Here is a 24,455-nt window from a genome sequence, read left to right on the forward strand (position 1 = left end):
CTCACCTCACCCGGAGGTTCTCCTCGTCGTCAACGCCGAGGTGTCACCAACCTGCTGGCCGAGTACACCTAGGGTGGGGCCATGACGGCCTTCGCTTGGCAGCGCACCCGGTCCCAGCACGTCGAGGCCCCCGCCGCGGCGGTGTGGGACGTCGTGTCCGACCTGCGGCGCTGGCCCGAGTGGGCCACGTCCATCGGCGGCGTCGAGGCCCCGGAACGGCTCGCGCCCGGCTCGACCGCGCACTACCTCCCCGCGGCCCGGTGGGCCGCCGAGCTGCACGGAAGGACGGCACCGCCGCTGCGCGTCGTCGACGTCGAGGCCGGCCGCCGGCTCGTCGTCGAGCAGCCCAACCCGGTCGGCGCGATGCGCGTCGAGTGGACCGTCGAGCCCTCGGGCGGGGCCGCCTGCTCGGTGACTCAGCGGGTCACGTGCACCGGGCCGCTGTCGCCGCTCGTCGTGCGCGGCGTGGCCGGCCCCCTTGCCCGGCAGTGGCCGGAGTCGGTGACGCGCCTCGCCGCGCTCGCCGGGGTGCGGCCGCCGCCCGACGCGCTGCGGGTCGTCGTCGCCGGCGGCTCGGGCACGCTGGGGCGAGCGCTCTCGGCCGACCTCGCCTGCCGCGGCCACGAGGTCGTCGTGCTGACCCGCTCCCCACAAGACGACCTGCCACACCGCCAGCTCCCGTGGGACGGCGAGACCGTCGGACCGTGGGCGGACGTGCTGCGCGAGGAGCCCGCCCGCACCGCGGTGGTCAACCTCGCCGGTCGCCTCGTCGACGTCCGCCCGACGGCTGCCAACGTCCGCGACCTGCGGGAGTCGCGAGTGCGGCCCACCCTCGCGCTCGTCGAGGCGAGCCGCTCGGCGCCGTCGCCGCTCGCCGCGTGGGTGCAGGGGTCGACGACCGCGATCTGGTCCGATGCCGGCGAGACGCTCGTCACCGAGGGGACGCCGCTGCCGACCGGCACCGACGCGCTGCCCCAGATGACCGGGGTGGCCCGTCCGTGGGAGGACGCCACCGACGGGGCGAACGCCTCGCGGCTCGTGCTGCTGCGCACCTCAATCGTCCTGCACGACGGCTCCCCGGCCTTCGACCGGCTTGCCGGACTGACGAAGCTGGGCCTCGGCGGTCGCGTCGGGTCGGGACGTCAGTGGTTCAGCTGGGTCCACGCCGACGACTGGCTCGCGATCGTGCGACGCGCCCTGGGCGTCGATCCAGGGCCGACGCTCGACGGCGTCGTGGTCGCGGCGGCTCCCGGGCCGGTGCGCAACGCCGACCTCATGGCTTCGCTGCGCCACCACCTGAACCGGCCGGCCTCTCCCCCGACGCCCGAGCTGCTCGTGCGGGTCGGGTCGGTACCGCTGCGGACCGACCCAGCCCTCGGCCTGACCGGGCGGCACTGCACGAGTGCGGTGCTCGCGGCGTCAGGCTTCACGTTCGCCCACCCCGACCTCGACGGCTCCCTCGCCGACCTGCTGTCCTGACCGCGAGGGGACGCGTCGGTCAGTCGGCAGGGCAGGGCGCCGGCACGGGTGCTGCCGCCGTGACGGGGGCGGTGTCGAGGCGGTCCTCGATCGGGTCGGTGCCGAGGTCGACCGTGAGCCGGGGCAGGTAGAACTGAACGAGCGGGCCGATCGACACGGCATACAGCACGGTGCCGAGGCCGACCGCGCCGCCGAGCAGCCACCCGACGAGGAGCACGACGACCTCGATCGTCGTGCGCACGAGGCGGATCGACAGGCCGGTGCGGCGGGCCAGGCCCGTCATGAGGCCGTCGCGCGGGCCGGGGCCGAGCTGGCTGCCGATGTAGAGGCCACCGGCGATGCCATTGAGCACGAGGCCCGACAGCAGCAGCGCGGTTCTCGCCCACCACGCGTCGGGCTGGGCGATGAGGGCCAGGCCCGCGTCGGCGGCCAGGCCGATGACGACGACGTTGGCGACGGTGCCGAGCCCGGGCCACTGGCGCAGCGGCACCCAGAGGAGCAGCACGAGGGCGCCGACGACGATGGTCACCTGACCGAACGTCAGCGGCACGTGGCTCGCGACGCCCATGTGGAAGACGTCCCACGGGTCGAGCCCGAGCGCGCCGCGCACCATCATCGCCATCGAGACGCCGTAGAGCGTCAGCCCCACGAGCAGCTGGGCGATGCGCCGCGGCAGGTGGGGCGCCCGCAGCTGGGCGACCGGACCGAGGTTCCGCAGGGGCACGTGGCGTCTCATGGTCACCATGCTGGCCGGGATTGGACTGCCCGTTAAGGGCCAGTCGTGCGACAGTGGACCCATGCGCTCCGTCTCCGCCCGGACCATGTCGGCGCTGCTCGGCGCCGAGCCGCTCCCCCGCCCGGCCTACCGCGGCCTCGCCGACGCCGTGCGCCGGCTCGTGTCCGACGGTCGCCTCCTCGTCGGCACCCGGCTGCCGAGCGAGCGCACCCTCACCGCCGAGCTCGGGCTGAGCCGCACGACCGTCGTGGCCGCTCTCGACGCCCTGCGTGACGAGGGGTTCGTCGTGACGCGACGCGGCTCGGGCAGCGTCATCGCGCTGCCGACCGGCGCGTCCGGACTCGCGCTCTCCGGCGCCGGGCTCATCCCCACCGACGTGCCGCCTGACGTCATCGACCTCACCTATGCCGCCCTTCCCGCGGCCGCCGGCATCACCGCCGCCTACGAACGCGCCCTCGCAGAGCTGCCGCGCCACCTCGCTACAGCCGGCTACCAGCCGCACGGCCTACCCGAGACCCGCGCCGCGATCGCCGAGTGGTTCACCGGGCGCGGGCTGGCCACCTCGGCCGACCAGGTCGTCGTCACCTCGGGCGCGCACGCTGGGCTGTCGACGGTGCTGCGCGCCGAGCTCGACGTCGGCGACCGCGTCCTCGTCGAGACCCCGACCTACCCCAACGCCGTCGTCGCCGTCCGGCGCTCCGGCCTGCGCCCCGTGCCCGCCCTGCTGACCCGCGACGGCTGGGACCTCGACGCCATCGAGATCGGCCTGCGGCAGAGCGGGGCCCGGATGGCCTACCTCATCCCGGACCACCAGAACCCGACCGGCCTGCTCATGGATGCCGGCACCCGCACTGCCGTCGGCGAGGTGCTCGCCCGGGGCCGCGCCGTGCCCGTCGTCGACGAGACGTTCGTCGAGCTCGGCCTCGACCAGCCGGCCGGCGACCGCGTCGCACCGTTCGCGGCGTCGGCTCCCGGCACGTTCACGCTCGGCAGCGCCGGCAAGACGTGGTGGGGCGGCATCCGGGTCGGGTGGGTGCGCTCGCCGCGCGAGGCCGTCGGGTCGGTCGTCGAGTCGCGGCACAGCCTCGACCTCGGCAGCGCCGTGCTCGAGCAGCTCGTCGTCGCGGACCTTCTGCGCCAAGGCGATTCGGTGCTGGACGAGCGACGCCGCGAGGCGCGCACCCGGCGCGACGCCATGGTCGTGGCGCTGCGCCGTCACGTGCCCGACTGGCGCTTCGACGTGCCGGTCGGCGGCCTCAACCTCTGGTGCGAGCTGCCTGTCGCGCGGGGCGAGCAGCTCGCGCGCGTGGGCGAGCAGGCCGGCGTCCGCCTCGCGCGCGGCAGCCAGTTCGCCGCCGCCGGCGGGCTCGGACGCTGGGTGCGGATCCCGTTCTGCGTGCCGGCCGACGAGGCCGACGAGGTGGGCCGACGCCTCGCGGCGGCCTGGGACCTCGCGCTCGCCGGCCGACCCAGCCGCGACGACGCGCCGCCACTCATCGCCTGACCCGCCGGTCCCGCCGCCCTCTCCTGCCACACTGGGAGCGTGAGCCAGGCTGACGCGACGGTGCGAACGCGCCGCTGGGAGGACGGCACCGTCCTCGAGGAGGACTTCCCCCTCGAGGAGGTGTCCGACCACCTCGACCGCGAGGGGTCGCTGCTCTGGGTCGACCTGTGCGAACCCGACCGCGCGCACCTCCAGCGCCTCGCCGACGAGCTGGGCCTGGACCCGCACGCCGTCGAGGACGCCGTGACCGTCGGCGAGCGACCCAAGGCCACCCGGCACGCCAAGCACACGTTCCTCACCGTGTACGCCACCCGGCTCGACGCGCCCGACGACGACCCCGCGTCCCGCGACTCACGCCTGCGCCTCACCCGCATCTCGGCGTTCGTGCTGCCGCGCGGCATCATCACGGTCCGCTCGAACAGCTCCTTCGACATGGACCCGGTGCTCGAGCGGTGGAACGAGGACCCCGACCTGCTGCGCTTCGGCGTCGGGGCGCTCGTTCACGGCCTGCTCGACACCGTCGTCGACGGGCACTTCGAGACGATCCAGCAGCTCGACGACGCGATCGAGGGCCTCGAGGACGACCTCTTCGACGACCGCGGGCACTCCCGGGTCGTCCAGGTGCGCACCTACCGGCTGCGCAAGGAGCTCGTGGAGCTGCGTCGGGTCGTGCTGCCGATGCGCGAGGTCGTCAACGCCGTGCTGCGCCACCGCAGGGACCTCGACGAGCGCCGGCCCGAGCTCGACGGGTTCTACGAGGACCTCTACGACCACGTCCTGCGCGCCGCCGAGTGGACCGAGTCGCTGCGCGACATGGTGACGACGGTCTTCGAGACCAACCTGTCGCTGCAGGACGCCCGGCTCAACACCGTCATGAAGAAGCTGACCGCGTGGGCGGCGATCATCGCCGTGCCGACGGCCGTCACCGGCTGGTTCGGGCAGAACGTGCCCTACCCCGGATTCGCCTCGCAGGCAGGCGTGCTCGTCAGCGGCGGGATCATCGTCAGCGTCGCGACGCTGCTCTACGTCGTCTTCCGCCGCAAGGGCTGGATCTAGCGCGACGGCCACCTCCCCGGGAGTCCGGGGAGGTGGCCGTCAGGGGCTGCGAGTATCAGTCGCGCGTCAGCTTGCGGTAGGTGACGCGGTGCGGGCGCGCGGCCTCCGGGCCGAGGCGCTCGACCTTGTTCTCCTCGTACGACGCGAAGTTGCCCTCGAACCAGTACCACTTCGCCGGGTCGTCCTCGGTGCCCTCGTAGGCGAGGATGTGCGTGGCGATGCGGTCGAGGAACCACCGGTCGTGCGTGATGACGACCGCGCAACCGGGGAAGTCGAGCAGCGCGTTCTCGAGGGACCCGAGCGTCTCCACGTCGAGGTCGTTGGTGGGCTCGTCGAGCAGGAGCAGGTTGCCGCCCTGCTTGAGGGTGAGCGCGAGGTTCAGACGGTTCCGCTCGCCACCGGACAGGACGCCCGACAGCTTCTGCTGGTCGGGCCCCTTGAAGCCGAACTGCGAGACGTAGGCGCGCGAGGGGATCTCGACGTTGCCGACCTTCATGTAGTCGAGGCCGTCGGAGACGATCTCCCAGAGGTTCTTCTTCGGGTCCAGGCCCTCACGGCCCTGGTCGACGTAGGAGATCTTGACCGTCTCGCCGATCTTGACCTCACCCGAGTCGGGCTGCTCGAAGCCGACGATCGTCTTGAACAGCGTCGACTTGCCGACACCGTTGGGACCGATGACGCCGACGATGCCGTTGCGGGGCAGCGAGAACGAGAGGTTGTCGATGAGGACGCGGTCGCCGAAGCCCTTCTTGAGGTTGGCGACCTCGATGACCGTCGAGCCGAGGCGCGGGCCCGGCGGGATCTGGAGCTCCTCGAAGTCGAGCTTGCGGGTGCGCTCGGCCTCGGCCGCCATCTCCTCGTAGCGAGCCAGTCGTGCCTTGCTCTTGACCTGACGGCCCTTGGCGTTGCTGCGAACCCACTCGAGCTCCGTCTTGAGGCGCTTGGCGAGCTTGGCGTCCTTCTTGCCCTGGATCGTGAGGCGCTCGGCCTTCTTCTCGAGGTACGTCGAGTAGTTGCCCTCGTACGGGTAGAGGCGCCCGCGGTCGACCTCGGCGATCCACTGCGCGACGTTGTCGAGGAAGTAGCGGTCGTGGGTGACGGCGATGACGGCGCCGGGGTAGGACTCGAGGTGCTGCTCGAGCCACAGCACCGACTCGGCGTCGAGGTGGTTGGTCGGCTCGTCGAGCAGCAGCAGGTCGGGCTTCTGCAGCAGCAGCTTGCACAGCGCCACGCGGCGGCGCTCGCCACCGGAGAGGTTGGTGACGGGCGAGTCGGCGGGCGGGCAGCGCAGGGCGTCCATCGCCTGCTCGAGCTGGGAGTCGAGGTCCCACGCGTCGGCGTGGTCGATGTCCTCCTGCAGCTTGCCCATCTCGGTGAGCAGCGCGTCGTAGTCGGCGTCGGGGTCGGCCATCTCGGCCGAGATCTCGTTGTAGCGGTCGAGCTTGGCCTTGATCTCGCCCGCACCCTCCTCGACGTTGCCCAGGACGGTCTTGTCCTCGTTGAGCGGCGGCTCCTGCAACAGGATGCCGACCGTCGCGCCGGGGGCCAGGCGGGCCTCGCCGTTGCTGGGCTGGTCGAGTCCGGCCATGATCTTGAGGATCGTCGACTTGCCGGCGCCGTTGGGACCGACCATGCCGATCTTCGCACCCGGGTAGAACGACATGGAGACGTCGTCGAGGATGACCTTCTCGTTGTGCGCCTTGCGCGCACGGGTCATGGTGTAGATGTACTCGGCCATGCGCAGAAGGCTATCTGCCGCACCGCGCACGGCCGAATCGCCCTCGCCCTCGCCTGGAAGAAGCTGACGGGGTGGACGGCGCGGAACGGCAGGTCGGCAGCGCTCAGGCGGGCACCTGCTCGATGTCGTAGTCGTCGGTCTCGGGGTCGCCGAGCAGCGACGAGGAGTCGTGGCCGTCGCCCGCCGCGTCGACCTCGTCCGAGCCGTCGAGGACGACGCCGTTCTCGTCGACGTTCGCCGGGCGGCCGTCGCCGGCCATCTCGGCGACCGCGTCACGGACATCGGGGTCCGCGGTGCGGTCGTGGCCGAGGGCCGCGGCGCGGCTGATCCGCTCGAAGGCGGCTCGCCCCCACGACAGGTCGTGCCCGACGTGGTCGGCGTCGATCTCGGCCGAGGTGCGCTGCTGGCCGTCGGTACCGAGGTACTGCTTGATCGAGAGGTTGCCCTCGACGACGACCGGCTGGCCCTTGTGCAGCGAGGCGGCCACGTTGGCGGCCAGTGCGTTGAAGACGATGACGGAGTAGAAGCTCGTGTCGAGGTCGACGAACTTGCCGTCGGCCGTGCGGCGGAAGGGCGTCGTGGCGATCCGGAAGGTCGTGAAGACGTGGCCGCTGCGGCCGAGCCGCTCGACGGGGTCGCTGACGACGTTGCCGTGGACGGTGACGCGGGTCTCGTTCATGGGCAGTGCTCCCTGTTCGGGTCCGGCCCGCGGGCCGGCTCGGTGTCGGCGGGCGGCGACTGCCACCCGCGACCACCGTGCCGTGCCGGGAACGAGCACGCCGAGAGGTGGCTCCTCACCTGTGGACGGAGCCCCCTGCGAGACAGGGGGTGTGGACGAGCCACCGGCCGAGCGACCCGCCGAGCCGGGCGCCGAGCCACCCGAGGGCGGCGCGACCGGCGTCAGCGAGTCGCCGCGTCGAGGTGCTCACGGGTGTCGCGATGGCGCGCCAGCACCTGGTCGACCGGCACGAGGACCCGGTCGTCGGCGACGGCCGCGACCGCGTCGCTGAGGCGCCGCGCGACGACCTTGCGTCGACGCCGCGCCCCCACCTGCGCCCAGGCCCGCGACAGCGCGCCGAGCACGAGCCCGAGAACGACACCCCCGAGGAGCAGCACGAGCGGCAGCGGCAGCACCCACAGCGTCGGGACCTCGGGGCGCGGCAGGGCGAGCACGCCCATGACCCAGAGCACGACGTACCAGAGCAGACCCCCGAGGGCCGCGAGCCCGAACACCCACTGGAGGGCGTCGACGACGAACCACCAGATCCGGCGGCGGTCCTGCAGCGGGGTGTCGACCATGGCGCGGTCGAGCGCGTCGGCGAGGCCCTCCTCGCCCTGTCGGACCGAGTCCTCGACGGCGGTGCCCCAGCGCACGGGGAGGTCGTCGGCCGCCTCGCGCACGAAGGAGCGCGTCGCCAGGTCGACCGCCGAGACGGCCGCTGCGGTCGGCGCCGGGATCGAGGAGCGGCCGAGGGCCGCCCGCACGTCGTCGCCGCCGATCTCCACGGAGATCGGGCGGGCCCCGGCGCGGTCGAGGCGCAGCCGGCGGATCGGGTCGGGCGTCAGGGCGCGGGCCCACCGGGCGTAGAGCCACGCGGTGTGGCCGAAGGCCGCGCGTCGGTGGTCACGCTCGACGGCGTCGAGGACGATCGGCACTCCGGCGGCCCGGGCGAGCGACGCATCGAGCTCGGCACGCGGCAGGCGCCCGACGTCGGGCTCGTGGTCGGCGACACCGCTTCGGAGCGTCGTGGCCGCTGCGACGACGTCGGCGCTGAGGCGCTGGCGCGCCGCGGCGTGGCCGGCGACGACGTTGGCGATGCGCTGGGCGAGCTCGGCGACGCCCTGGCCGGTGACGGTCGAGGTGGCGAGCACCGCAGGACGCGCCACGCCGTCGGCCTCGAGCAGCTTGGCGAGGTCTGCGGTGAGGGTCGCCGTGGCGTCCTTCGGGAGCCGGTCCACCTGGTTGAGCACCCCGAGCGTCACGGCGTCGTGGTGCGAGAGGTGGGTGACGAACTCGTCGTGCAGCCTGGCGTCGGCGTACTTCTGCGGGTCGGTGACCCACACGAAGACGTCGACGAGACCGAGGATGCGCTCGGCCTCCTCGCGGTGGGCCTCCTCGCGCGAGTCGAAGTCGGGCAGGTCGAGCAGGACGAGCCCGTCGAGCGAGCCGACGACACCGGCCACAGCCGAGGAACCGGCCGAGGCGGACGCGTCAGAACCGTTGGGTCCCAAGGCATCCGGGCCGTCAGCCTGCTTCTTGTCGCCGCTGATGTCGGCACCGACGCCGTAGCGGGCCTTGACGCCGAGCCAGTCCAGCAGACGGGTGGCGTCGGCATCGCCCCAGACGGCGGCCGTGGGCTTGGACGTCGTCGGACGGCGTGCACCGATCGTCGCGACCTCGGCGCCGACGAGGGCGTTGAAGAGCGAGGACTTGCCGCTGCCGGTGGCGCCCGCGAGGGCCACGACCGTGTGGTCGGCGCCGATGCCCGAGCGCTCGACGGCACGGTCGACGACGCGTCGCGCACGGTCGGACTCGGTGGGGTCGAGCTGCTCGCCGCCGGACAGGATCGCCCGGGACAGTGCCGTGGTGCGGGTGCCGAGCTCGGCGGCGCTGACGCGGGCCACCTGGGCGCGGCCCATCCGGATGGGGCTCATCGGGCCTCCTGGACGGCCGCGGCCGCCCGACGCAGCGCGGTGGCGTGTTCGGTCTCCGGCTGCACGGTGCTGACGGCTCCTTCGAAACGGGTCTGCTCGGCGGCGTACAGCGCCTCGACGCGCTCGACGAGCTGCTCGCGGGCCTTGCGGGCGAGGTCGCGCACGGCCTGGTCGCCGAACACGGCCTCGAGCAGCTTCTGCCCGACGACGGCCGTGCCACCCGCGATGCCGACCTCGGCCCCGGTGATGCCGGCGGTGCTCGCGAACGTCACGAGCATGAGGACGACCCCGAGCCCGTTGACGCCGTAGGCCATGATCCGCGCGGTGGTGCGTCGGTCGCGGCCCTCGTCGCGCACCATGGCGAGGATGTCGCCCTGCCAGTCGCGCACGAGGCGGGCGATGCGGTCCTCGATGTCGGGCGTCGACCGCTTGAGCCCGGGGTGCGTGGAGAGCAGCTGCTCCCCACCGGGCAGCGCGTGCCAGGCACGGGTGGCAGTCCGGGCAGCCACCTCGGCGCGGTCGGCGACGAGGGTCGCGACGCCCGACTGGAGGGCCTCGCCGAGCTCGTCGGCCTTGGCCGGGCCGCCCTTGAGGAAGGCGGCGAACCGGTCGCGGACGCGCGAGACGGTGGACTCGACCTGGCGGAAGAACTCCCCCGTGCCGACGAACTCCTGCCAGCGGGCGAGGACCTCACCGCGCAGGAGGGTGCCGTCGGCGACGGCGTCGCGGACGGCGTCGACGGCCTGGCCGTAGGCGCTCGACGCGGCGCCGGCGAGGGCGCCGGCGGCGTCGCGCTGGGCGTCGGTGGCGGTGACGACGGCGTCGACGCGTCCGGTGAGCACGTCGAGGGCGCCGTCGAGGGTCTGGCGCACGACGGCGGCCCGCGACTGCGCGTCGCCGGCGAGCGCGGCGAGCCACCCCTTGAGCCGGTCGGTCTGGTCGCCGGGCAGCAGCCCGTCGTGAAGCGGCGACTCGACGATGGTGAAGATCGGTGCGGTGCCGAGGCCCTGCTCGCGCAGCATCGAGGCGAGGTGGGTGCGGATGTCGTCGAGGGCGTCGGCGGCGACGCGGTCGAGGACGATCGCCACGGACGCGCCGCGCTCGGACGCCTCGCGCAGCAGCACCCACGGCACGGCGTCTGCGTAGCGGGACGCCGTCGTGACGAAGATCCACAGGTCGGCGGCGGCGAGGAGCTGGCCGGCGAGGTCGCGGTTGGCCTCGACGACGCTGTCGACGTCGGGGGCGTCGATGACGGCCAGGCCCGCCGTGACGGCGTCGGTCGGCACGAGGCGCAGGGCGCCGGGACCGTCGGAGGCGTTGTGGCGCCCGGTGATCCGGGCCAGGCTCGGCAGGATCCGGGGCCCGGCGAACCACCGCTCGTCGTCGGGGTGGTGCACGAGCACCGGCGAGCGCGTCGTCGGGCGAAGGATGCCGGGCAGCGTCACCTCGCGACCCACGAGGGAGTTGACGAGCGTCGACTTGCCGGCGCCCGTGGAGCCGCCTACGACGGCGAGCAGCGGCGCATCGAGCGAGGCGACGCGCGGGATGACGTAGTCGTCGAGCTGGGCGAGCAGGCGTCGGCGCGTCAGGCGCGCGGCGTTGGCCCCCGGGAGGTCGAGGGGGAAGGTGACGTCGTCGATGGCAGCACGCAGTGCCCCCACCGCCGAGAGAAGGCGGGCGCCACCCACCCCTGACTCACCTGCCACGACCCAATCCTCCCGTGTCACGCCATCACATCCAAACCGGACGAACGGCGTGTTCCGGACGCGCGTCGCAGTTTTCTCCGGCTGCGGACCTGCGGCCGCCCGGCCGCGATCGGGTCCGTACCCGTTCGGCGCCCCCGGCAGGACTCGAACCTGCGACCAAGAGATTAGAAGGCTCTTGCTCTATCCGCTGAGCTACAGGGGCACAGCCCGTTGCGGGCGCGGTCCAATGATAGGCACCCGCCCCGTCGCCCCCGCGCCCTCAGGCCCTCCCGCGCCCGGCGCGTCACGGGTTCACGTGACGGGCGAGCCGACGAACGCGCGGCGGTGCGCCGTGATCGACTCGAGCAGGACGAGCTCGCGACCCTGGGCGTCGGGCTCAGCGGTGCCGTGCACGAGCCGGGAGCGCAGGAGGGCAAGGTCGCTCGCGCTGTCCTGGAAGGCCTCCATCGACCGCTTCGCCGGCCGGCCGCCGGTCTGCCGCGCCCACTGCCGCGCGGCCCGACGCAGCCGCAGCTGCGAGAGCATCGTGACCTCGGCGTGGGTCAGCCAGCCGGCGTCGGCGTACGGCGAGAGGTACTGGCCGATGAGCCGGCCCTCGCGGCGACGCAGCCACACGAGGAAGCCGACGAAGGCGAGGAAGAGCGGCACCTGGTAGGTGGCGTAGGCCTCGAAGAAGCCCTCCATGCCCGCAAGCGCCGACAGGTTCCACAGTCCGTGCAGCACCATGGCGCAGAGCCAGCCGACGACGACGGCGAGCACGCGGGTGGCGGGCCGGCGCGCCGACACGGCGATGCCGATGCCGATGCCGGTGAGGGACGTGAAGAGCGGGTGCCCGAACGGGCCCATCAGCCCGCGCACGAGGAAGGTGGCGGTCAGACCCTCGTTGCCGAACTCGTTGTAGGCCTGGCCGAGGTAGAGGATGTTCTCGCTGAACGCGAAGCCCGCGCCGATGAGCCCGGCGTAGACGATGCCGTCGATGATTCCGTCGAACTCGCGGCGACGGAACAGGTAGATGAGCAGGATGCCGAGGCCCTTGAGGGTCTCCTCGACGACCGGCGCGAGGTAGACCGCACCGGTCGCGAGCGGGTCGGTCCACCGCGCTTCGACGAGCAGCTGCAGGCCCAGGGTGTTGAGGAAGAAGGCGCCGACGACGGCGACCAGAGCGCCCCAGAGGAAGGCGAACACGAGGTAGCGCGTCGGCTCGGCCTCGTACCGGTCGAGCCAGAGGTAGGTCGGCACGATGACGAGCACCGGGATGATCGCCATGAGTGCCGAGGTGATGATGACCTGCGCGGTGAGCCGTTCGCCGAGGATGCCGACGAGGACGAGCAGGCACACGAGGAACACGGAGGCCGCGACGCCGATCGTCAGCAGCGAGCGCAGCACCGGCCGACGCGTCGGGTTGCGGGCCGCGCTCCACTGCGACACCGCGCTCCCACCCGGCCCGGTCGGGGCCGGCCGTCCGGTCGTCACGTCCTCCGTCACGTCCTCCGTCACGTCCTCCGTCACGTCCCCTGTCACGTCCCCTGAGGTCATGGCCGAAGGCTAGTGCAGGGCCCGTCGCGGGCGCGGGCGCAAACACCGCGGTGGGTCCGGGCGCCCAGCCTCTATGGTGGTCCGGTGAGCGAGACGAACCACCGCGCCATCGCGGACCGCATCATCTGGGTCGACTGCGAGATGACCGGGCTGTCCCTGCAGTCGGACGCCCTCGTCGAGGTGGCCGCCCTCGTCACTGACTTCGAGCTGAACCAGCTCGGTGAGGGCGTCGACGTCGTGATCCGCCCGCCCGACGAGGCGCTGGCCCAGATGGACGACTTCGTCCGCGACATGCACACGACGTCCGGCCTCATCGAGGAGCTCGCCGGCGGCGTCACGCTGAAGCAGGCCGAGGACCTCGTCCTCGACTACGTGCGGACCTTCGTGCCCGAGCCGCGCAAGGCCCCGCTCGGGGGCAACACCGTGGCCACCGACCGCGGCTTCCTCGCCCGCGACATGCCCGACCTCGAGCAGTACATGCACTACCGGATCATCGACGTCAGCTCGATCAAGGAGCTGTCCCGGCGCTGGTACCCCCGGGTGTACTTCAACGCGCCGAAGAAGTCGGGCGGGCACCGCGCTCTCGCCGACATCCGCGAGTCCATCGCCGAGCTGCGCTACTACCGCCAGGCGGTGTTCGTCCCGCAGCCCGGCCCGGACAGTGCCACGGCGAAGGCGCTCGCGCAGCCCCACGTCATCGAGCACTGACGCGGTCGCCGAGCCCTCGCCGGGGTGGTCACGACCACCCCTTGGGGCCGTGTACGATTGGCGTCGCTGTCCCACGACGCCGAGCTCTCGGGCCCGGCTCGCGGCATGCATGGTGGGTGTAGCTCAGCTGGTAGAGCACCTGGTTGTGGTCCAGGTGGCCGCGGGTTCAAGTCCCGTCACTCACCCCATGTCCCCCGCACGAGCGGGGCGTGTCTGTGGCCCGTGCCCTTTCCGGAGGGGCACGGGCCACAGTGCTTTTCGTCAGGCCGGCCGTGCCACGACGACGACGTTCTCGTCGTAGCGCCGCTGGACGGGATCGAAGCGGCCGCCGCAGGTCACGATGTGCAGGCTCGGCGGCCCGTCGGTGCGGAACAGTGCCGCGAGGTCGAGCCGTGCCTTGCGCACCGCCTGGACCTCGATGACGACGTACCGGTGTGCGGTCGGGCCGGCGTCCAGGACGACGGTGTCGCCCGGGCGCACGTCGGACAGACGACCCAACGGGCCCGTGCCGTACCACGGTTCGTCGAGGTGGCCCGCGATGACCGTCGCGCCCTGCGCGTCACCGGGGGTGGCACCGAACCGGTACCACCCGGCCTGGGCCGGGCTGCGCGGCAGTGCCATGGCACCGTCGGTGGCCACGCCGACCGGGACCACCGGCATCCTCACCCCGACAGCGTCGATGACCAGCGCGGTCGGTGTGGAGGACGACGGCCGGGTCGCGCTCGGCGTGGCGGGCCTCGCGACGACGAGCGGTCGAGCGACCCCGGTCGGCGCTCCGGCAACGGGAGCGCCATAGCCCTCGCTCGGCGCCGGCGCCGGCACCTGCCAGGTCGGCGTGACAGCCGTCTGTCTCGTGCCGAGCAGGGCGGCGCCGAGGGCCGCGGCGTCGCCGGCCTGCGGGCGCGTCACCCACGCCGTCAGCAACCCGGCCGCGAGGGCGGCGACCACGGCGGCCGCCACCCTCGCCGTTGTGGTTCCGGTTCGCACTGGGCCTGTCAGCGGGTCGGGACGGCGCGACGCCGCGCGAGCAGGACGGCTCCGGCAGCCAGCGCCGCGGCGCCGCCGATGCCGGCGTACCGGGCGAGGTCGGCCGCGGCCTGGCCCTGGCCGCCTTCACCGGCGGGGATCCCGCCGGGGGCCGAGTGCATGCCCCCGATGGTCTGCACCGCCAGCTGCAGGTTCGTGTCCTTCGCACTGCCCCAGGCGTAGACGATGGTGTTGGCGCCTTCCTTGAGGGTGAGGTCCGCGGGGCCGATCGCCACCGTCGAGGTGCCCGCCAGGACGACGTCGGCCTTGACCGTGCCGGCCGGCACCACGCCGGTCGCCTGGTTCGGGTTCGTCAGGTTCTTGAAGACGGGGGCGCCGTTCGCCCGAACGTCGACGGCCGGCGCGGCCGCGACGTGACGGACCGTGACCCGGGCCTTGCCGGCCGGCACCATCGAGGTGTCGTTGACGAAGGGCGTCAGTTCCGGCTTGCCGGAGGCGTCGAGGTGGGCGACGACCGTGACGTTGGCGCCACCGGGGACCTTGACGCCGTCGGCCTGCATGATCGCCTTGCCGGACGCGCCGGCGCCGGCCGCCGTCACCTTGAGGTCGTAGGTGCCGGCCGGCAGCATAAGGGGGTCCGTCAGGGTCCCCGGCTTGAACCCGGTCAGCAGCGCCTTGCCGTTGGCATAGACGTCGACCGTGGCACCCGGGACCGCGTGCAGGATCGAGACCGTCGCCTCCGAGGCGGCATGGGCCGGAAGAGCGGCGACGGCGAGGGGGGCCAGCGAGAGTGCGGCGACGGCCGCGACACGAGGGGTCTTCACGAGCTTTCTCCTTGCTCTGGTCAGTCCGAGACGGTGATCGAACAGCGAGGCTGCTGCTGCTGCCGTCGCTGTCTGGTCTTCGACGCGACGTGTCGTCCGGATGGGCCGGAGCCGGGATTTCTTCTCCCCCGGGTGGGGCGGTGGTGGACCGCCCGCATGCCCGGTGTCCGCGCGACCGGCGTCAGCAGGTGTCGCGGGCCGGATCTCCCCGGAACCGTTCCTCGGTCCACCGGAGGAGGTCGGCGACCGCGGGTGAGTCCGGCTCGACGAGCGCGACGTGGTCACGTCCGGCGTAGGTGCGGTAGTCCACGGGGTAGCCGGCCTCGCACCGGGCCCTGACGTAGGCGTCCTGCGAGGCGGCGAACAGCTCCCCGCCGGTCACCGAGCCGAGGTTGTCGATGAGGCCGGGCAGGTTGCTGGCCGGGGCCAGCGCTGCGACGCCGTCGAGCCTCACGTCCGGCGCATAGGTGGGCGCGAGGATCCCGGTCCACAGCGCGGCGTGGCCGCCCTGGGAGTGCCCCCACACGACGGTGTCGTCGGCCAGGGTCACCTCCTTGAGCTGGTGCGCGGCCCGGACGGCGTCCAGGACCGAGCGGCCCTCGCCCTCACCGATGAGGTACGGGTGCGGCCCCGCGGTGCCGAGGCCCACGTAGTCGGTGGCGACCATCGTCCACCCGCGGTCGATGACCTTGTCCTGGATCATCATCGCGCCGGAGGACAGGCTGTCGGGCAGGATCGACGGCGCACACCCGCGCGCGAACCCCGTCGTGCCGTGCGCCCACGCGATGACGTCGCTCGGGGCCGATCCGGGCGTGCCCGCCAGGGCGGACGACGGAGCGATCACCAGACCACTGGCCGCGGCCGGTTGTCCCTGGTCGCGGGTGGTCGTGTAGAGGATCCGCCAGGCCGATGCTCCCGCCGGGATCTCCGGGTTGGTGTACGGCTCGCTGCGCAGCAGCTGCCCCGGCGCCCGGGGGACGTCGGCGGGCGGCTCGTAGAAGGCGTCCGGGGAGGGCGCACCCCGGTGGAGCGCCAGACTGACGACGAGCAGCACGACGGCGACCACGGCCCCCAGCGTGGTGCCCGTGAGCCGCAGCCGGCCGCCCTCCGGCGCCACGCCCCACGACGGACGCCGCAGCAGCTGGACGTCCTCGCCCTTGACGGCGGCGACGGTCTGACGCACCCCGGTGATGAGCATGCGCGCACCGAACACCACGGCGATGACGAGCAGGGTGACGTCGGGCCAGGAGAGCGCCAGCAGGCCGAACACGATCGAGGCGGAACCGCCCACGACGCCGTTCGCCCGCGCTGTGCCGCCGAGGCGCCGCGATGCCGCCAGGTCGGCGATGCCGTGCACGAGCAGTGTCAGCGACACGACCACGGCGATGATCCGGATCGTGGCCGCGGGCCAGGCGAGGATCGACACCCCGGCCACGACGTACGCCCCCGCTCGCAGCCAGGGCCAGGCGCCCTCGGCCGGGTCGCGGCGCAGCACCTCGGCGATGCTCGCGACAACGAGCGACGCCACGAGCAGCACGACCAGCACCGCCAGCGACGCGAACGGCCTGAGCACGAGCGCTGCCCCCAGCAGGCCCAGCACCACGCCGACCAGCAGTCGGAGCCACCTGAGCAGCGACCACTGGCGCCCGTGCTCCTGCCCCGACGACGACTCGTCCAGGTCGACCGTGGGCGCGCCCACCGACCACCTCCTGCATCGCTCTCGCCGCGGCCGGACACCCGTCCGCGTCCCGCCGGCTGGTTCGGAGGACCAGCATGACGACGCTAGCAACGTGGACGGCATCGATGGCATCAGGCAGACCCGAACCACCGCGGCGAGCCGGATCCGGCGATCGTCCAGCCGAACGTGATCGCGGCGTCAGCGGGCGCAGAGCCGGCGCAGCGCGGCGAGGTCGTCACGGACCATGACGCCGATGTCGGCGCGACGCGCGGCCTGGTCCGCCGAGGCCGGCGACGCCACGGCGACCCGGTAGGCCGCGAGGTCGTCGGCGAGGTTCTGCGCCAGCTCCCGCACGTCGTCGGAGGTCGTCGACCGCGCGACGGCGACGGCCCGCCCGCGCGCCCCGCTCGCCGCGTCGGGCCCGGCACCGGGCGCGGTCCCGGCGACCGCAGCGGACAGGACGCTGCCCATCGAGGCGCAGTCGGACACGATCGACGAGACGGGCGGAGGGCCGCCGCTGCGCGACGGTACGGTGCCGGCGTCGCTGGCCGCGCCGTTCGCGACGACGGCTGTCGCCACGGCGACGCCGATCGCGACGGCGAACCCGGCCACGGGGTGACGGCGCCGCAGGGATGCTGCTGTCGGGCTCATGGCGTGCTCCCGGTGGAGGTGGTGGGCTGGTACTCGTACGCGCCGCGGTCGTCATAGCTGCGGACCCCGACGCCGGTGTTCGGCGTGGAGGGGTCATCGACGCGCGGCTGCCCGGCCGCGTCGGTCGCGAGGTGACCCGGCGCCCCCGAGTTCGCCGAGTCGATGGCGGGCGAGCCGGGCTTGAGGGTGAACACCCCTCCGGGCGCGTTCGCGAAGCGGGGGTCCGCCTGCAGCCCACGAGGTTCCTGGCCGCTCGCGGACCGGAAGGCCGACAAGGAGGTGTAGGAGGTCGAACCCCACACCATCATCGTCCCCGCGACGCTGAGGTTGACGAGGTCGAAGTCGACGCTCGTGCCGATCTGCGAGGTCGCGTCGACGCGGATGTTGCCGCGCGTCCTCGGGCACTTGAACGTCCCGCCGGCGCCGTCCGGGCACCCGATGGCGTTGTCGACGGCGATGTTGTCGGCGATGGTGTAGCCGGCGGTGGTGCCCGAGGCGACGCCCTCGAGGTTGATTCCCGCGGACACGTTGGCATAGACGGTGTTGCCGACGACCGAGCCGCCGGTGACCCCGTAGTTGTCGATGCCGTGGTCGCCGGTCAGGCAGCCGGCCGTGTTGCCGGTGGGTGGAGCGCTGCAGTTGCTCTGGACCGTGGTCGTGAACCCCATGTTGTGGTAGCTGACGTTGTCGACGACGGTGTTGCCGTCACCACCGGGATACGACTGGATGCCCGAGTCCTCGTTGTCGTGGACGAGGTTGCCCCTGACGACGTTGCCCGGCGCGCGCAGGTCGATGCCGACCGCGTTGCGCACGTAGCCGTAGGCGTTCCACGAGCTCTCGTTGCCGACGATCTGGTTGCCGGTGGAGCCGTTCGTCAGGAAGATCCCCGACGCCGAGTTGTTCGTCACGAGGTTGCCGCTGACCACGGAGCCGGTCATCGCGTTGAGGTACATCCCGTAGGCCGTGGACCCCGACACCCGCTGGCCCGAGGTACTCACGGTGTTGCCCGTGACCGTCACGCCGGTGGCGTTGTAGACGTAGATGCCGTCCCTCGGAGAGTTCTGGATCGTGAAGCCGGACACCGTGATCCAGCTCTGGTTGGAGATCGTGAAGCCGTGCTTGGCGCCGGAGATCGTCACCGCGGCGCCGGGCGCCGGCCGGAACACGATGGGCGAGCCCGAGGTGCCCGAGTGCCACGGGAACACCTCGTCGGTGTACGTGCCGCTGGACACGAGCACGGTCTGGCCGGCCACCGCGACCTTGGCGGCCTTCGCGATGGTGCAGTAGGGCACGCTCGCGGTTCCGGTGCCCGCGTCGGAGCAGCCGGCGCCGCCGACGTAGAGGGTCGTGACGGCACCGTCGGCGGCCCCGAGCGGCACCGCCGCCAGACCCAGGCCTGCGACGAGGACACCGGCCGCCAGGGCCGCGCTCCGTCGAGGTGTTCGCGTGTGGTCGAGAGCCGCTGGTGCCATCGCCGGAACCCCGTTTCCGTCCGTCGTGCGTCTTGCCCGTCCAGTGTGGGCAGGACAGCCGGCGGTTCCCCCGGCCGGGTGCCCGAGCTCGCCGTACGTCAGGTGCTGTACTCCCCCGCCAACACCTCGATGCCGGCGTGACCGGCGTCGTCAGGCGTACCGGCGCAGGTCGCGGGAGTCGTCCGTGCGCGTGAACCCGGCCCGGACGTAGGTGGCGACGCCGCCGACGTTCGCGCTCGGGGTGCAGACCGTGGCGCTCGAGCTGCCCATCCCCTGCAGCACCGACGCCGCCGCGAGCGTCACGGCGGTGCCGTGCCCGCGCCCGCGGTGCTCGTGGTGCACGCCGAGCGGCTCGATGAGTCCGGGCCGGCCGGGGCCGGCAGACCACACCGTCGCGGCGGCGACCGCGACGTCGTCGGCATCGTGCACCACGAGGCAGCGGGCGTCGGCGTAGGCGGGCCCCGAGGCCACGGCGTGCCAGCGCTCGGTGGTGAACGTCGAGCGTGCGAAGGCGGCGCGGTGCACTGCGACGCGGGTCCCGATCGCCGCGTCGTCGCCGGCCTCGACGACCTCGACGCGGAGCCCACAGTCCTCGACGGGCCGGGCGAGGCTGCGCGCCAAGGGAGCCCACGGCTCATCCGGCACCCAGCCGTCCGCGAGCAGACGCTGACGGAAGGCGCCGCCGAACCGTGCCTCGACGGCGACGGAGCCGTCCGGCAGCACGCCGCGGCCGGGCATCGACACGTCGGCGACGAGCCGGTCGGCGAGCTCGGCGTCGTGCCAGCCCGAGGGCGTGACCGCGAGTCGCAGCACCGTCGACTCGTCGAGCAGGCCCACCGCGACCACCTCCCCGTCGCGGCTCCACGTGCGCAGGGCCGCGGCCATCGCCTCGGCCCCGAAGCCCTGGTTCCAGCCGAGGTCTCCGGGGTGCAGCTGGACCGGGCTCCCCTCGTGCTGCCACGAGCGGAGCGCCCCCAGCATGTCGTGCAGGTCGCCGGGCTCCGGCGTCGTCAGCTCGAAGGTCACCCGGCGATCCAACACCGCCGACCCGCTCCGTCTCGCATCATTTTCCGCAAGGGTGTCGTATCGGGACCGGCGTGTTCGTGGACAGGGTGACGGCGGCCGACCCGGCCACCGGACGACAACGACGACGAGGAGGCATCAGATGCCCGAGTACCTCATCAGCTTCAACGACGAGTGGGTGCAGGAGCACACCGAGGACGAGATCAGGGCCAAGGCGGTCACCAGCAAGGCAGTGGTGCGCGAGATGCAGGAGCAGGGGGTGCTCATCTTCAGCAACGGCGGCCTCGACGCCGACACCGCCATCTGCAGCGTCGTGGCGCAGGAGGGCCGGCCCGTGTTCACCGACGGCCCCTTCGTCGAGACGAAGGAGCACCTCGGCGGCTTCTGCGCCATCGACGTGCCCGACGACGAGACGGCGCGCTACTGGGCCGGGCGCCTGGCCGTGGTCCTCGACTGGCCGCAGGAGATCCACCGCTTCCGCGGCACGGGCATGGCCCGCGCCGAGCCCTCGCAGCCCTCGCAGCCCTCGCAGCCCTCGCAGCAGGACTGAGCCGTGCCGCGGTACCTGCTGTCGGTGTTCGGACCGGCCGAGCCGGCCGAGTTCGGCTCCTACCCGACGCGCGAGGACATGCTCGAGGCCTTCGCGGACACCGGCGCCTTCAACGACCGGCTCCAGCGCGACGGCCACTTCGTCTTCGCCGACGGGCTGGAGCCGGCCTCGACCGCCACGACCGTCGACGGCCAGCACGAACGGCCGGTCTTCACCGACGGGCCCTACCTCGAGACGAAGGAGCACCTCGGGGGCTTCTGGATCATCGAGGCGGCCGACCTCGACGTCGCCCTCGCCCTGGCGGCCGAGGGGTCCAGGGCCTGCCGCGGCGTCGTCGAGGTGCGACCGTTCCGCAGCGCGGAGTCCGTCCAGGCGCTCGTGGAGCCGTGACCGACGTCGCGCAGGCGATCACCCGGGCCCACTACGAGGAGTGGGCCCGGGTCGTCGCCGGCCTCGCCCGCCGCTTCGGCGACCTCGACGTCGCCGAGGACGCCGCGGCCGAGGCCTTCGCCGCTGCGGCCGAACGGTGGCCACGCGACGGCGTCCCACCGAACCCGGGCGGGTGGCTCACCACCACCGCCGCCCGCAAGGCGATCGACCGGCTGCGCCGCGAGTCCACGCGCGACGCCAGGCACCAGGCGGCCCTCATGCTCCACGACGACACCCCGGCGCAGCCCACCGGCCCGGTGCACGACGACCGGCTCCGGCTCGTCTTCACCTGCTGCCACCCCGCCCTCGCCCTCGAGGCCCGGGTGGCCCTGACCCTGCGCCTCCTCGGCGGCCTCACCGTCGCCGAGATCGCCCGCGCCTTCTTCGTCCAGGAGACGGCGATGGCCCGTCGGATCACCCGCGCCAAGGGCAAGATCGCCGCGGCGCACATCCCCTACCGGGTGCCCTCCGCGGCCGACATCGAGGAGCGCCTCGCCGGCGTGCTCTCCGTCGTCTTCCTCGTCTTCAACGAGGGCTACCTCACGGGTGGGGGCGACGACCCGCTGCGCGTCGACCTCACCGACGAGGCCATCCGGCTCGGCCGCCTCCTCCGGGCGCTGCTGCCCGACGACGGCGAGGTCGCCGGGCTGCTCGCGCTCATGCTCCTCATCGACGCGCGTCGGTCGGCGCGGGTGTCGAGCACCGGCGAGCTCGTCACGCTCGTCGAGCAGGACCGCGGGTCGTGGGACCACGCCCTCGTCGCCGAGGGCACCGCGCTGCTCCGGGAGCGGATCGACGCCGTGGCCGCCGGCGGCGCACCGCCCGGGCGCTACCAGCTGCTCGCAGCGATCAACGCGGTCCACACCGCCGCCCCGACCGCCGGCGACACCGAGTGGTCGCAGATCGTCGCCCTCTACGGCCGTCTGGCCCGCATCGACGCCTCGCCGGTCGTCCGTCTCAACCGGGCCGTCGCGCTCGCCGAGGTCGACGGCCCTGCGGTCGGGCTCGCCGAGGTCGACCGGCTCACGGGCGACCTCGACGGCTACCACGCCTTCCACGCCGCGCGCGCCGACCTGCTCCGACGCCTCGGACGCAGCGGCGAGTCACGCGCCGCCTACGACCGGGCCATCGGGCTGACCGGCAACGCGGCCGAGCAGGCCTACCTGGCGCGCCGGCGCGACCAGCTCGGAGGCTGACCGCGCCGGACGCGCCGGACGCGCCGGACGCGTCGGGGCGCCGTCCGCCCTCAGCCCTGCGACGGGACCGCGGCCGCCTCCTTGCGGTGCCGGGCGAGGCGCAGCCACGTCTCGACGACGGTGTCGGGGTTGAGCGACATCGACTCGATGCCCTGGTCGAGGAGCCACTCGGCGAGGTCCGGGTGGTCGCTCGGGCCCTGGCCGCAGATGCCGACGTACTTGCCGCGCTCGCGGCAGGCGGTGATCGCCATGGCGAGCATCTTCTTCACGGCAGGGTCCCGCTCGTCGAACGAACCGGCGACGAGCGAGCTGTCGCGGTCGACGCCGAGCGTCAGCTGGGTCAGGTCGTTCGAGCCGATGGAGAAGCCGTCGAAGTGGTCGAGGAACTCGTCGGCGTTGACGGCGTTGCTCGGCACCTCGCACATCATGACGACCTGCAGGTCGTTCTCGCCGCGGACGAGGCCGTGCGAGGCGAGCAGGTCGATGACAGCGGCACCCTCGGCGACCGTGCGCACGAACGGGATCATGACCTTGACGTTGGTCAGGCCCATCTCGTCGCGGACGTACTTGAGGGCCTCGCACTCCATCGCGAAGCACTCGGCGAAGTCGGGCGAGACGTACCGGGCGGCGCCGCGGTACCCGATCATCGGGTTCTCCTCGTGCGGCTCGTAGCGCTCACCCCCGAGCAGGCCCGCGTACTCGTTGCTCTTGAAGTCGGACATCCGCACGATGACCGGCTCGGGCGCGAACGCCGCCGCGATCGTCGCGACGCCCTCGGCGACCCGCTGCACGAAGAACTCCCGCGGCCCGGGGTAGGCCGCGATGTGGGTCTCGATCTCGGCCTTGAGCGCCGGCTCCTGGTCGTCGAGCTCGAGCAGGGCGCGGGGGTGGATGCCGATCTGCCGGTTGATGATGAACTCGAGCCGGGCCAGGCCGACGCCGTGGTTGGGCAGCCGCGCAAACTCGAACGCCTGCTCCGGCGTGCCGACGTTCATCATCAGCTTGACCGGCAGGTCGGGCATGTCGTCGAGGGCGGTCTCGCTGACGGTGAAGTCGCGCAGCCCCTCGTAGACGAAGCCGGTGTCGCCCTCGGCGCACGAGACGGTGACCTCGTGGCCGTCCTCGAGGGCCTTGGTGGCCGAGCCGGTCCCGACGACGGCGGGGATGCCGAGCTCGCGGGCGATGATCGCCGCGTGGCAGGTGCGGCCACCACGGTTGGTGACGATCGCGCTCGCGCGCTTCATGATCGGCTCCCAGTCGGGGTCGGTCATGTCGGCGACGAGCACCTCGCCCGCCTCGAAGTCGTGCATGGCCTCGATCGAGTCGAGGACGCGCACGCGTCCGGCCCCGATCTTCTGGCCGATGGCACGACCCTCGACGACGACCGGCCCGCGCTCGTCCATCCGGAACCGGCGCAGCGTCGAGCCGGACTCGCGCGACTGCACGGTCTCGGGGCGTGCCTGCAGGATGTAGAGCCGGCCGTCGACGCCGTCGCGGCCCCACTCGATGTCCATCGGGCGGCCGTAGTGCTCCTCGATGCGGAGGGCGTGCCGGGCCAGCTCGGTGACCTCGTCGTCGGTGATCGACAGCAGGTGTCGCTGGTCCTCCGGCACCGGCACGAACTCGGTCGTGCGCCCGACGCTCGCGTGGGACGTGTAGACCATCTGGGTGGCCTTGCCCCCGACGCCGCGCTTTAGGATCGCCGGACGCCCCTCGCGCAGCGCGGGCTTGTAGACGTAGAACTCGTCGGGGTTCACGGCGCCCTGCACGACCGCCTCGCCGAGGCCGTAGCTGCTCGTGACGAAGACGGCGTCGCGGAAGCCCGACTCGGTGTCCATCGTGAACATGACCCCGGAGGCGCCGATGTCCGAGCGGACCATCCGCTGCACGCCGGCCGACAGGGCCACGACCGAGTGGTCGAAGTCGCTGTGGACCCGGTAGGCGATGGCACGGTCGTTGTAGAGCGAGGCGAAGACGAGCTTGATCGCGTGCAGCACGTTGTCGATGCCGCGCACGTTGAGGAAGGTCTCCTGCTGGCCAGCGAACGACGCGTCCGGCAGGTCCTCGGCCGTGGCACTCGAGCGGACGGCGAAGCTGGGCTCCTCGGCACCCTCGCCGGACGCAGCCTCCGGGGCCGCCTGCTCGTCGACGAGGCGCTCGAAGGCCCCGCGGATGTCGCGCTCGAGGTCCTCGGGGAAGGCCTGCTTCTCGACCATCTCGCGGATGCTCGCGCCCACCTCGGCGAGGCGACGCGTGTCGTCGACGTCGAGGTCGGCCAGCAGCGCGTTGATGCGGTCGGCGAGGTCGTCCTCGGCGAGGAAGCGGCGGTAGGCGTCGGCGGTCGTGGCGAAGCCGTCGGGCACCGACACCCCCGCCTTGGCCAGGTGCTGGACCATCTCGCCCAGCGAGGCGTTCTTGCCGCCCACCGACTCGACGTCGCCCAGTCCCAGCTCGGCGAACCTCACCACGTTCTCGGTCACTGCAGGTCCTTCCGGTTCCGGCCCGCGGCGGCGGGCCTTGTTGTCGT

The 24,455-nt window shown here is 73.0% G+C and carries 20 protein-coding genes and 2 tRNA genes; 8 read left to right on the forward strand and 14 right to left on the reverse strand.

The features are described 5' to 3' along the window. The first annotated feature begins 81 nt into the window (after positions 1-81). On the forward strand, positions 82-1,479 hold the full coding sequence (locus AC3A5R_RS20265; protein ID WP_487622583.1) for an SRPBCC family protein: 1,398 nt from the start codon (positions 82-84) through the stop codon (positions 1,477-1,479). A 19-nt stretch (positions 1,480-1,498) separates the two neighbouring features. On the opposite strand, the gene yczE is transcribed toward AC3A5R_RS20265, so the two are convergent. Beyond that, the gene (gene yczE, locus AC3A5R_RS20270; protein WP_487622584.1) at positions 1,499-2,215 is read right to left on the reverse strand and encodes a membrane protein YczE; all 717 of its coding nucleotides are present in this window, start codon (positions 2,213-2,215) and stop codon (positions 1,499-1,501) included. A 61-nt stretch (positions 2,216-2,276) separates the two neighbouring features. Here yczE and yczR point away from each other — a divergent pair, with 61 nt between their 5' ends. Together yczR and AC3A5R_RS20280 are read left to right on the forward strand one after the other, a co-directional pair. Beyond that, on the forward strand, positions 2,277-3,719 hold the full coding sequence (gene yczR, locus AC3A5R_RS20275; RefSeq protein WP_487622585.1) for a MocR-like transcription factor YczR: 1,443 nt from the start codon (positions 2,277-2,279) through the stop codon (positions 3,717-3,719). Between the two features lie 39 nt (positions 3,720-3,758). Beyond that, on the forward strand, positions 3,759-4,775 hold the full coding sequence (locus AC3A5R_RS20280; protein ID WP_487622586.1) for a magnesium transporter CorA family protein: 1,017 nt from the start codon (positions 3,759-3,761) through the stop codon (positions 4,773-4,775). Positions 4,776-4,830: 55 nt separating this feature from the next. Here the strand turns inward: AC3A5R_RS20280 and ettA are convergent, their stop codons facing one another. The 6 genes from ettA to AC3A5R_RS20310 all read right to left on the reverse strand — a co-directional run bounded on the left by ettA (position 4,831) and on the right by AC3A5R_RS20310 (position 12,410). Continuing rightward, complete coding sequence (gene ettA / locus AC3A5R_RS20285; protein ID WP_323099568.1) at positions 4,831-6,513, reverse strand: energy-dependent translational throttle protein EttA; 1,683 nt, start codon at positions 6,511-6,513, stop codon at positions 4,831-4,833. Positions 6,514-6,616: 103 nt separating this feature from the next. Next, the gene (locus AC3A5R_RS20290; protein WP_487622587.1) at positions 6,617-7,192 is read right to left on the reverse strand and encodes a single-stranded DNA-binding protein; all 576 of its coding nucleotides are present in this window, start codon (positions 7,190-7,192) and stop codon (positions 6,617-6,619) included. 221 nt (positions 7,193-7,413) lie between these two features. Then, complete coding sequence (locus tag AC3A5R_RS20295; protein ID WP_487622588.1) at positions 7,414-9,168, reverse strand: GTPase; 1,755 nt, start codon at positions 9,166-9,168, stop codon at positions 7,414-7,416. After that, positions 9,165-10,874: a dynamin family protein gene (locus AC3A5R_RS20300; RefSeq protein WP_487622589.1), complete on the reverse strand. Its 1,710-nt coding sequence runs from the start codon at positions 10,872-10,874 to the stop codon at positions 9,165-9,167. Before AC3A5R_RS20300 ends, AC3A5R_RS20295 begins: the two co-directional genes overlap by 4 nt. Before the next feature lie 129 nt (positions 10,875-11,003). Continuing rightward, positions 11,004-11,076: transfer RNA gene (locus tag AC3A5R_RS20305), tRNA-Arg, on the reverse strand. Between the two features lie 89 nt (positions 11,077-11,165). Further along, a complete protein-coding gene (locus tag AC3A5R_RS20310) occupies positions 11,166-12,410 on the reverse strand; it encodes a PrsW family intramembrane metalloprotease (protein WP_487622590.1) in 1,245 nt (414 codons plus the stop codon). Positions 12,411-12,494: 84 nt separating this feature from the next. On the opposite strand from AC3A5R_RS20310, the gene orn reads away from it, so the two are divergent. Together orn and AC3A5R_RS20320 are read left to right on the forward strand one after the other, a co-directional pair. Next, positions 12,495-13,118: an oligoribonuclease gene (orn, locus tag AC3A5R_RS20315; RefSeq protein WP_487622591.1), complete on the forward strand. Its 624-nt coding sequence runs from the start codon at positions 12,495-12,497 to the stop codon at positions 13,116-13,118. Positions 13,119-13,230: 112 nt separating this feature from the next. Beyond that, positions 13,231-13,306: transfer RNA gene (locus AC3A5R_RS20320), tRNA-His, on the forward strand. Between the two features lie 73 nt (positions 13,307-13,379). Here the strand turns inward: AC3A5R_RS20320 and AC3A5R_RS20325 are convergent. The 6 genes from AC3A5R_RS20325 to AC3A5R_RS20350 form a co-directional block, all read right to left on the reverse strand. Beyond that, complete coding sequence (locus tag AC3A5R_RS20325) at positions 13,380-14,078, reverse strand: class F sortase (RefSeq protein WP_487622592.1); 699 nt, start codon at positions 14,076-14,078, stop codon at positions 13,380-13,382. Between the two features lie 35 nt (positions 14,079-14,113). After that, a complete protein-coding gene (locus AC3A5R_RS20330; RefSeq protein WP_487622593.1) occupies positions 14,114-14,929 on the reverse strand; it encodes a DUF4397 domain-containing protein in 816 nt (271 codons plus the stop codon). Between the two features lie 181 nt (positions 14,930-15,110). Beyond that, entirely contained in the window at positions 15,111-16,628 is a 1,518-nt protein-coding gene (locus tag AC3A5R_RS20335) for a lipase family protein (protein ID WP_487622594.1), read from the reverse strand. Between the two features lie 177 nt (positions 16,629-16,805). Beyond that, positions 16,806-17,258, reverse strand: a complete 453-nt coding sequence (locus AC3A5R_RS20340; protein WP_487622595.1) for a hypothetical protein — start codon at positions 17,256-17,258, stop codon at positions 16,806-16,808. Continuing rightward, positions 17,255-18,730, reverse strand: a complete 1,476-nt coding sequence (locus AC3A5R_RS20345) for a right-handed parallel beta-helix repeat-containing protein (protein WP_487622596.1) — start codon at positions 18,728-18,730, stop codon at positions 17,255-17,257. Before AC3A5R_RS20345 ends, AC3A5R_RS20340 begins: the two co-directional genes overlap by 4 nt. Positions 18,731-18,880: 150 nt before the next feature. Further along, positions 18,881-19,756, reverse strand: a complete 876-nt coding sequence (locus tag AC3A5R_RS20350) for a GNAT family N-acetyltransferase (protein ID WP_487622597.1) — start codon at positions 19,754-19,756, stop codon at positions 18,881-18,883. Between the two features lie 139 nt (positions 19,757-19,895). Here AC3A5R_RS20350 and AC3A5R_RS20355 point away from each other — a divergent pair, with 139 nt between their 5' ends. From AC3A5R_RS20355 to AC3A5R_RS20365, 3 genes are read left to right on the forward strand one after another with little or no spacing between them, the layout of a single operon-like run. Then, complete coding sequence (locus tag AC3A5R_RS20355) at positions 19,896-20,303, forward strand: YciI family protein (RefSeq protein WP_487622598.1); 408 nt, start codon at positions 19,896-19,898, stop codon at positions 20,301-20,303. A 3-nt stretch (positions 20,304-20,306) separates the two neighbouring features. Then, positions 20,307-20,693 carry a YciI family protein gene (locus AC3A5R_RS20360; protein ID WP_487622599.1) on the forward strand — a complete coding sequence of 129 codons (387 nt, stop codon included), beginning with the start codon at positions 20,307-20,309 and terminating at the stop codon, positions 20,691-20,693. Then, entirely contained in the window at positions 20,690-21,928 is a 1,239-nt protein-coding gene (locus AC3A5R_RS20365) for an RNA polymerase sigma factor (protein WP_487622600.1), read from the forward strand. Before AC3A5R_RS20360 ends, AC3A5R_RS20365 begins: the two co-directional genes overlap by 4 nt. Positions 21,929-21,978: 50 nt before the next feature. On the opposite strand, the gene ppsA is transcribed toward AC3A5R_RS20365, so the two are convergent. Continuing rightward, complete coding sequence (gene ppsA, locus AC3A5R_RS20370) at positions 21,979-24,408, reverse strand: phosphoenolpyruvate synthase (protein WP_487622601.1); 2,430 nt, start codon at positions 24,406-24,408, stop codon at positions 21,979-21,981. Positions 24,409-24,455: the final 47 nt, after the last annotated feature.

The sequence above is a fragment of the Intrasporangium sp. Soil_C_50 genome, from assembly GCF_057656595.1.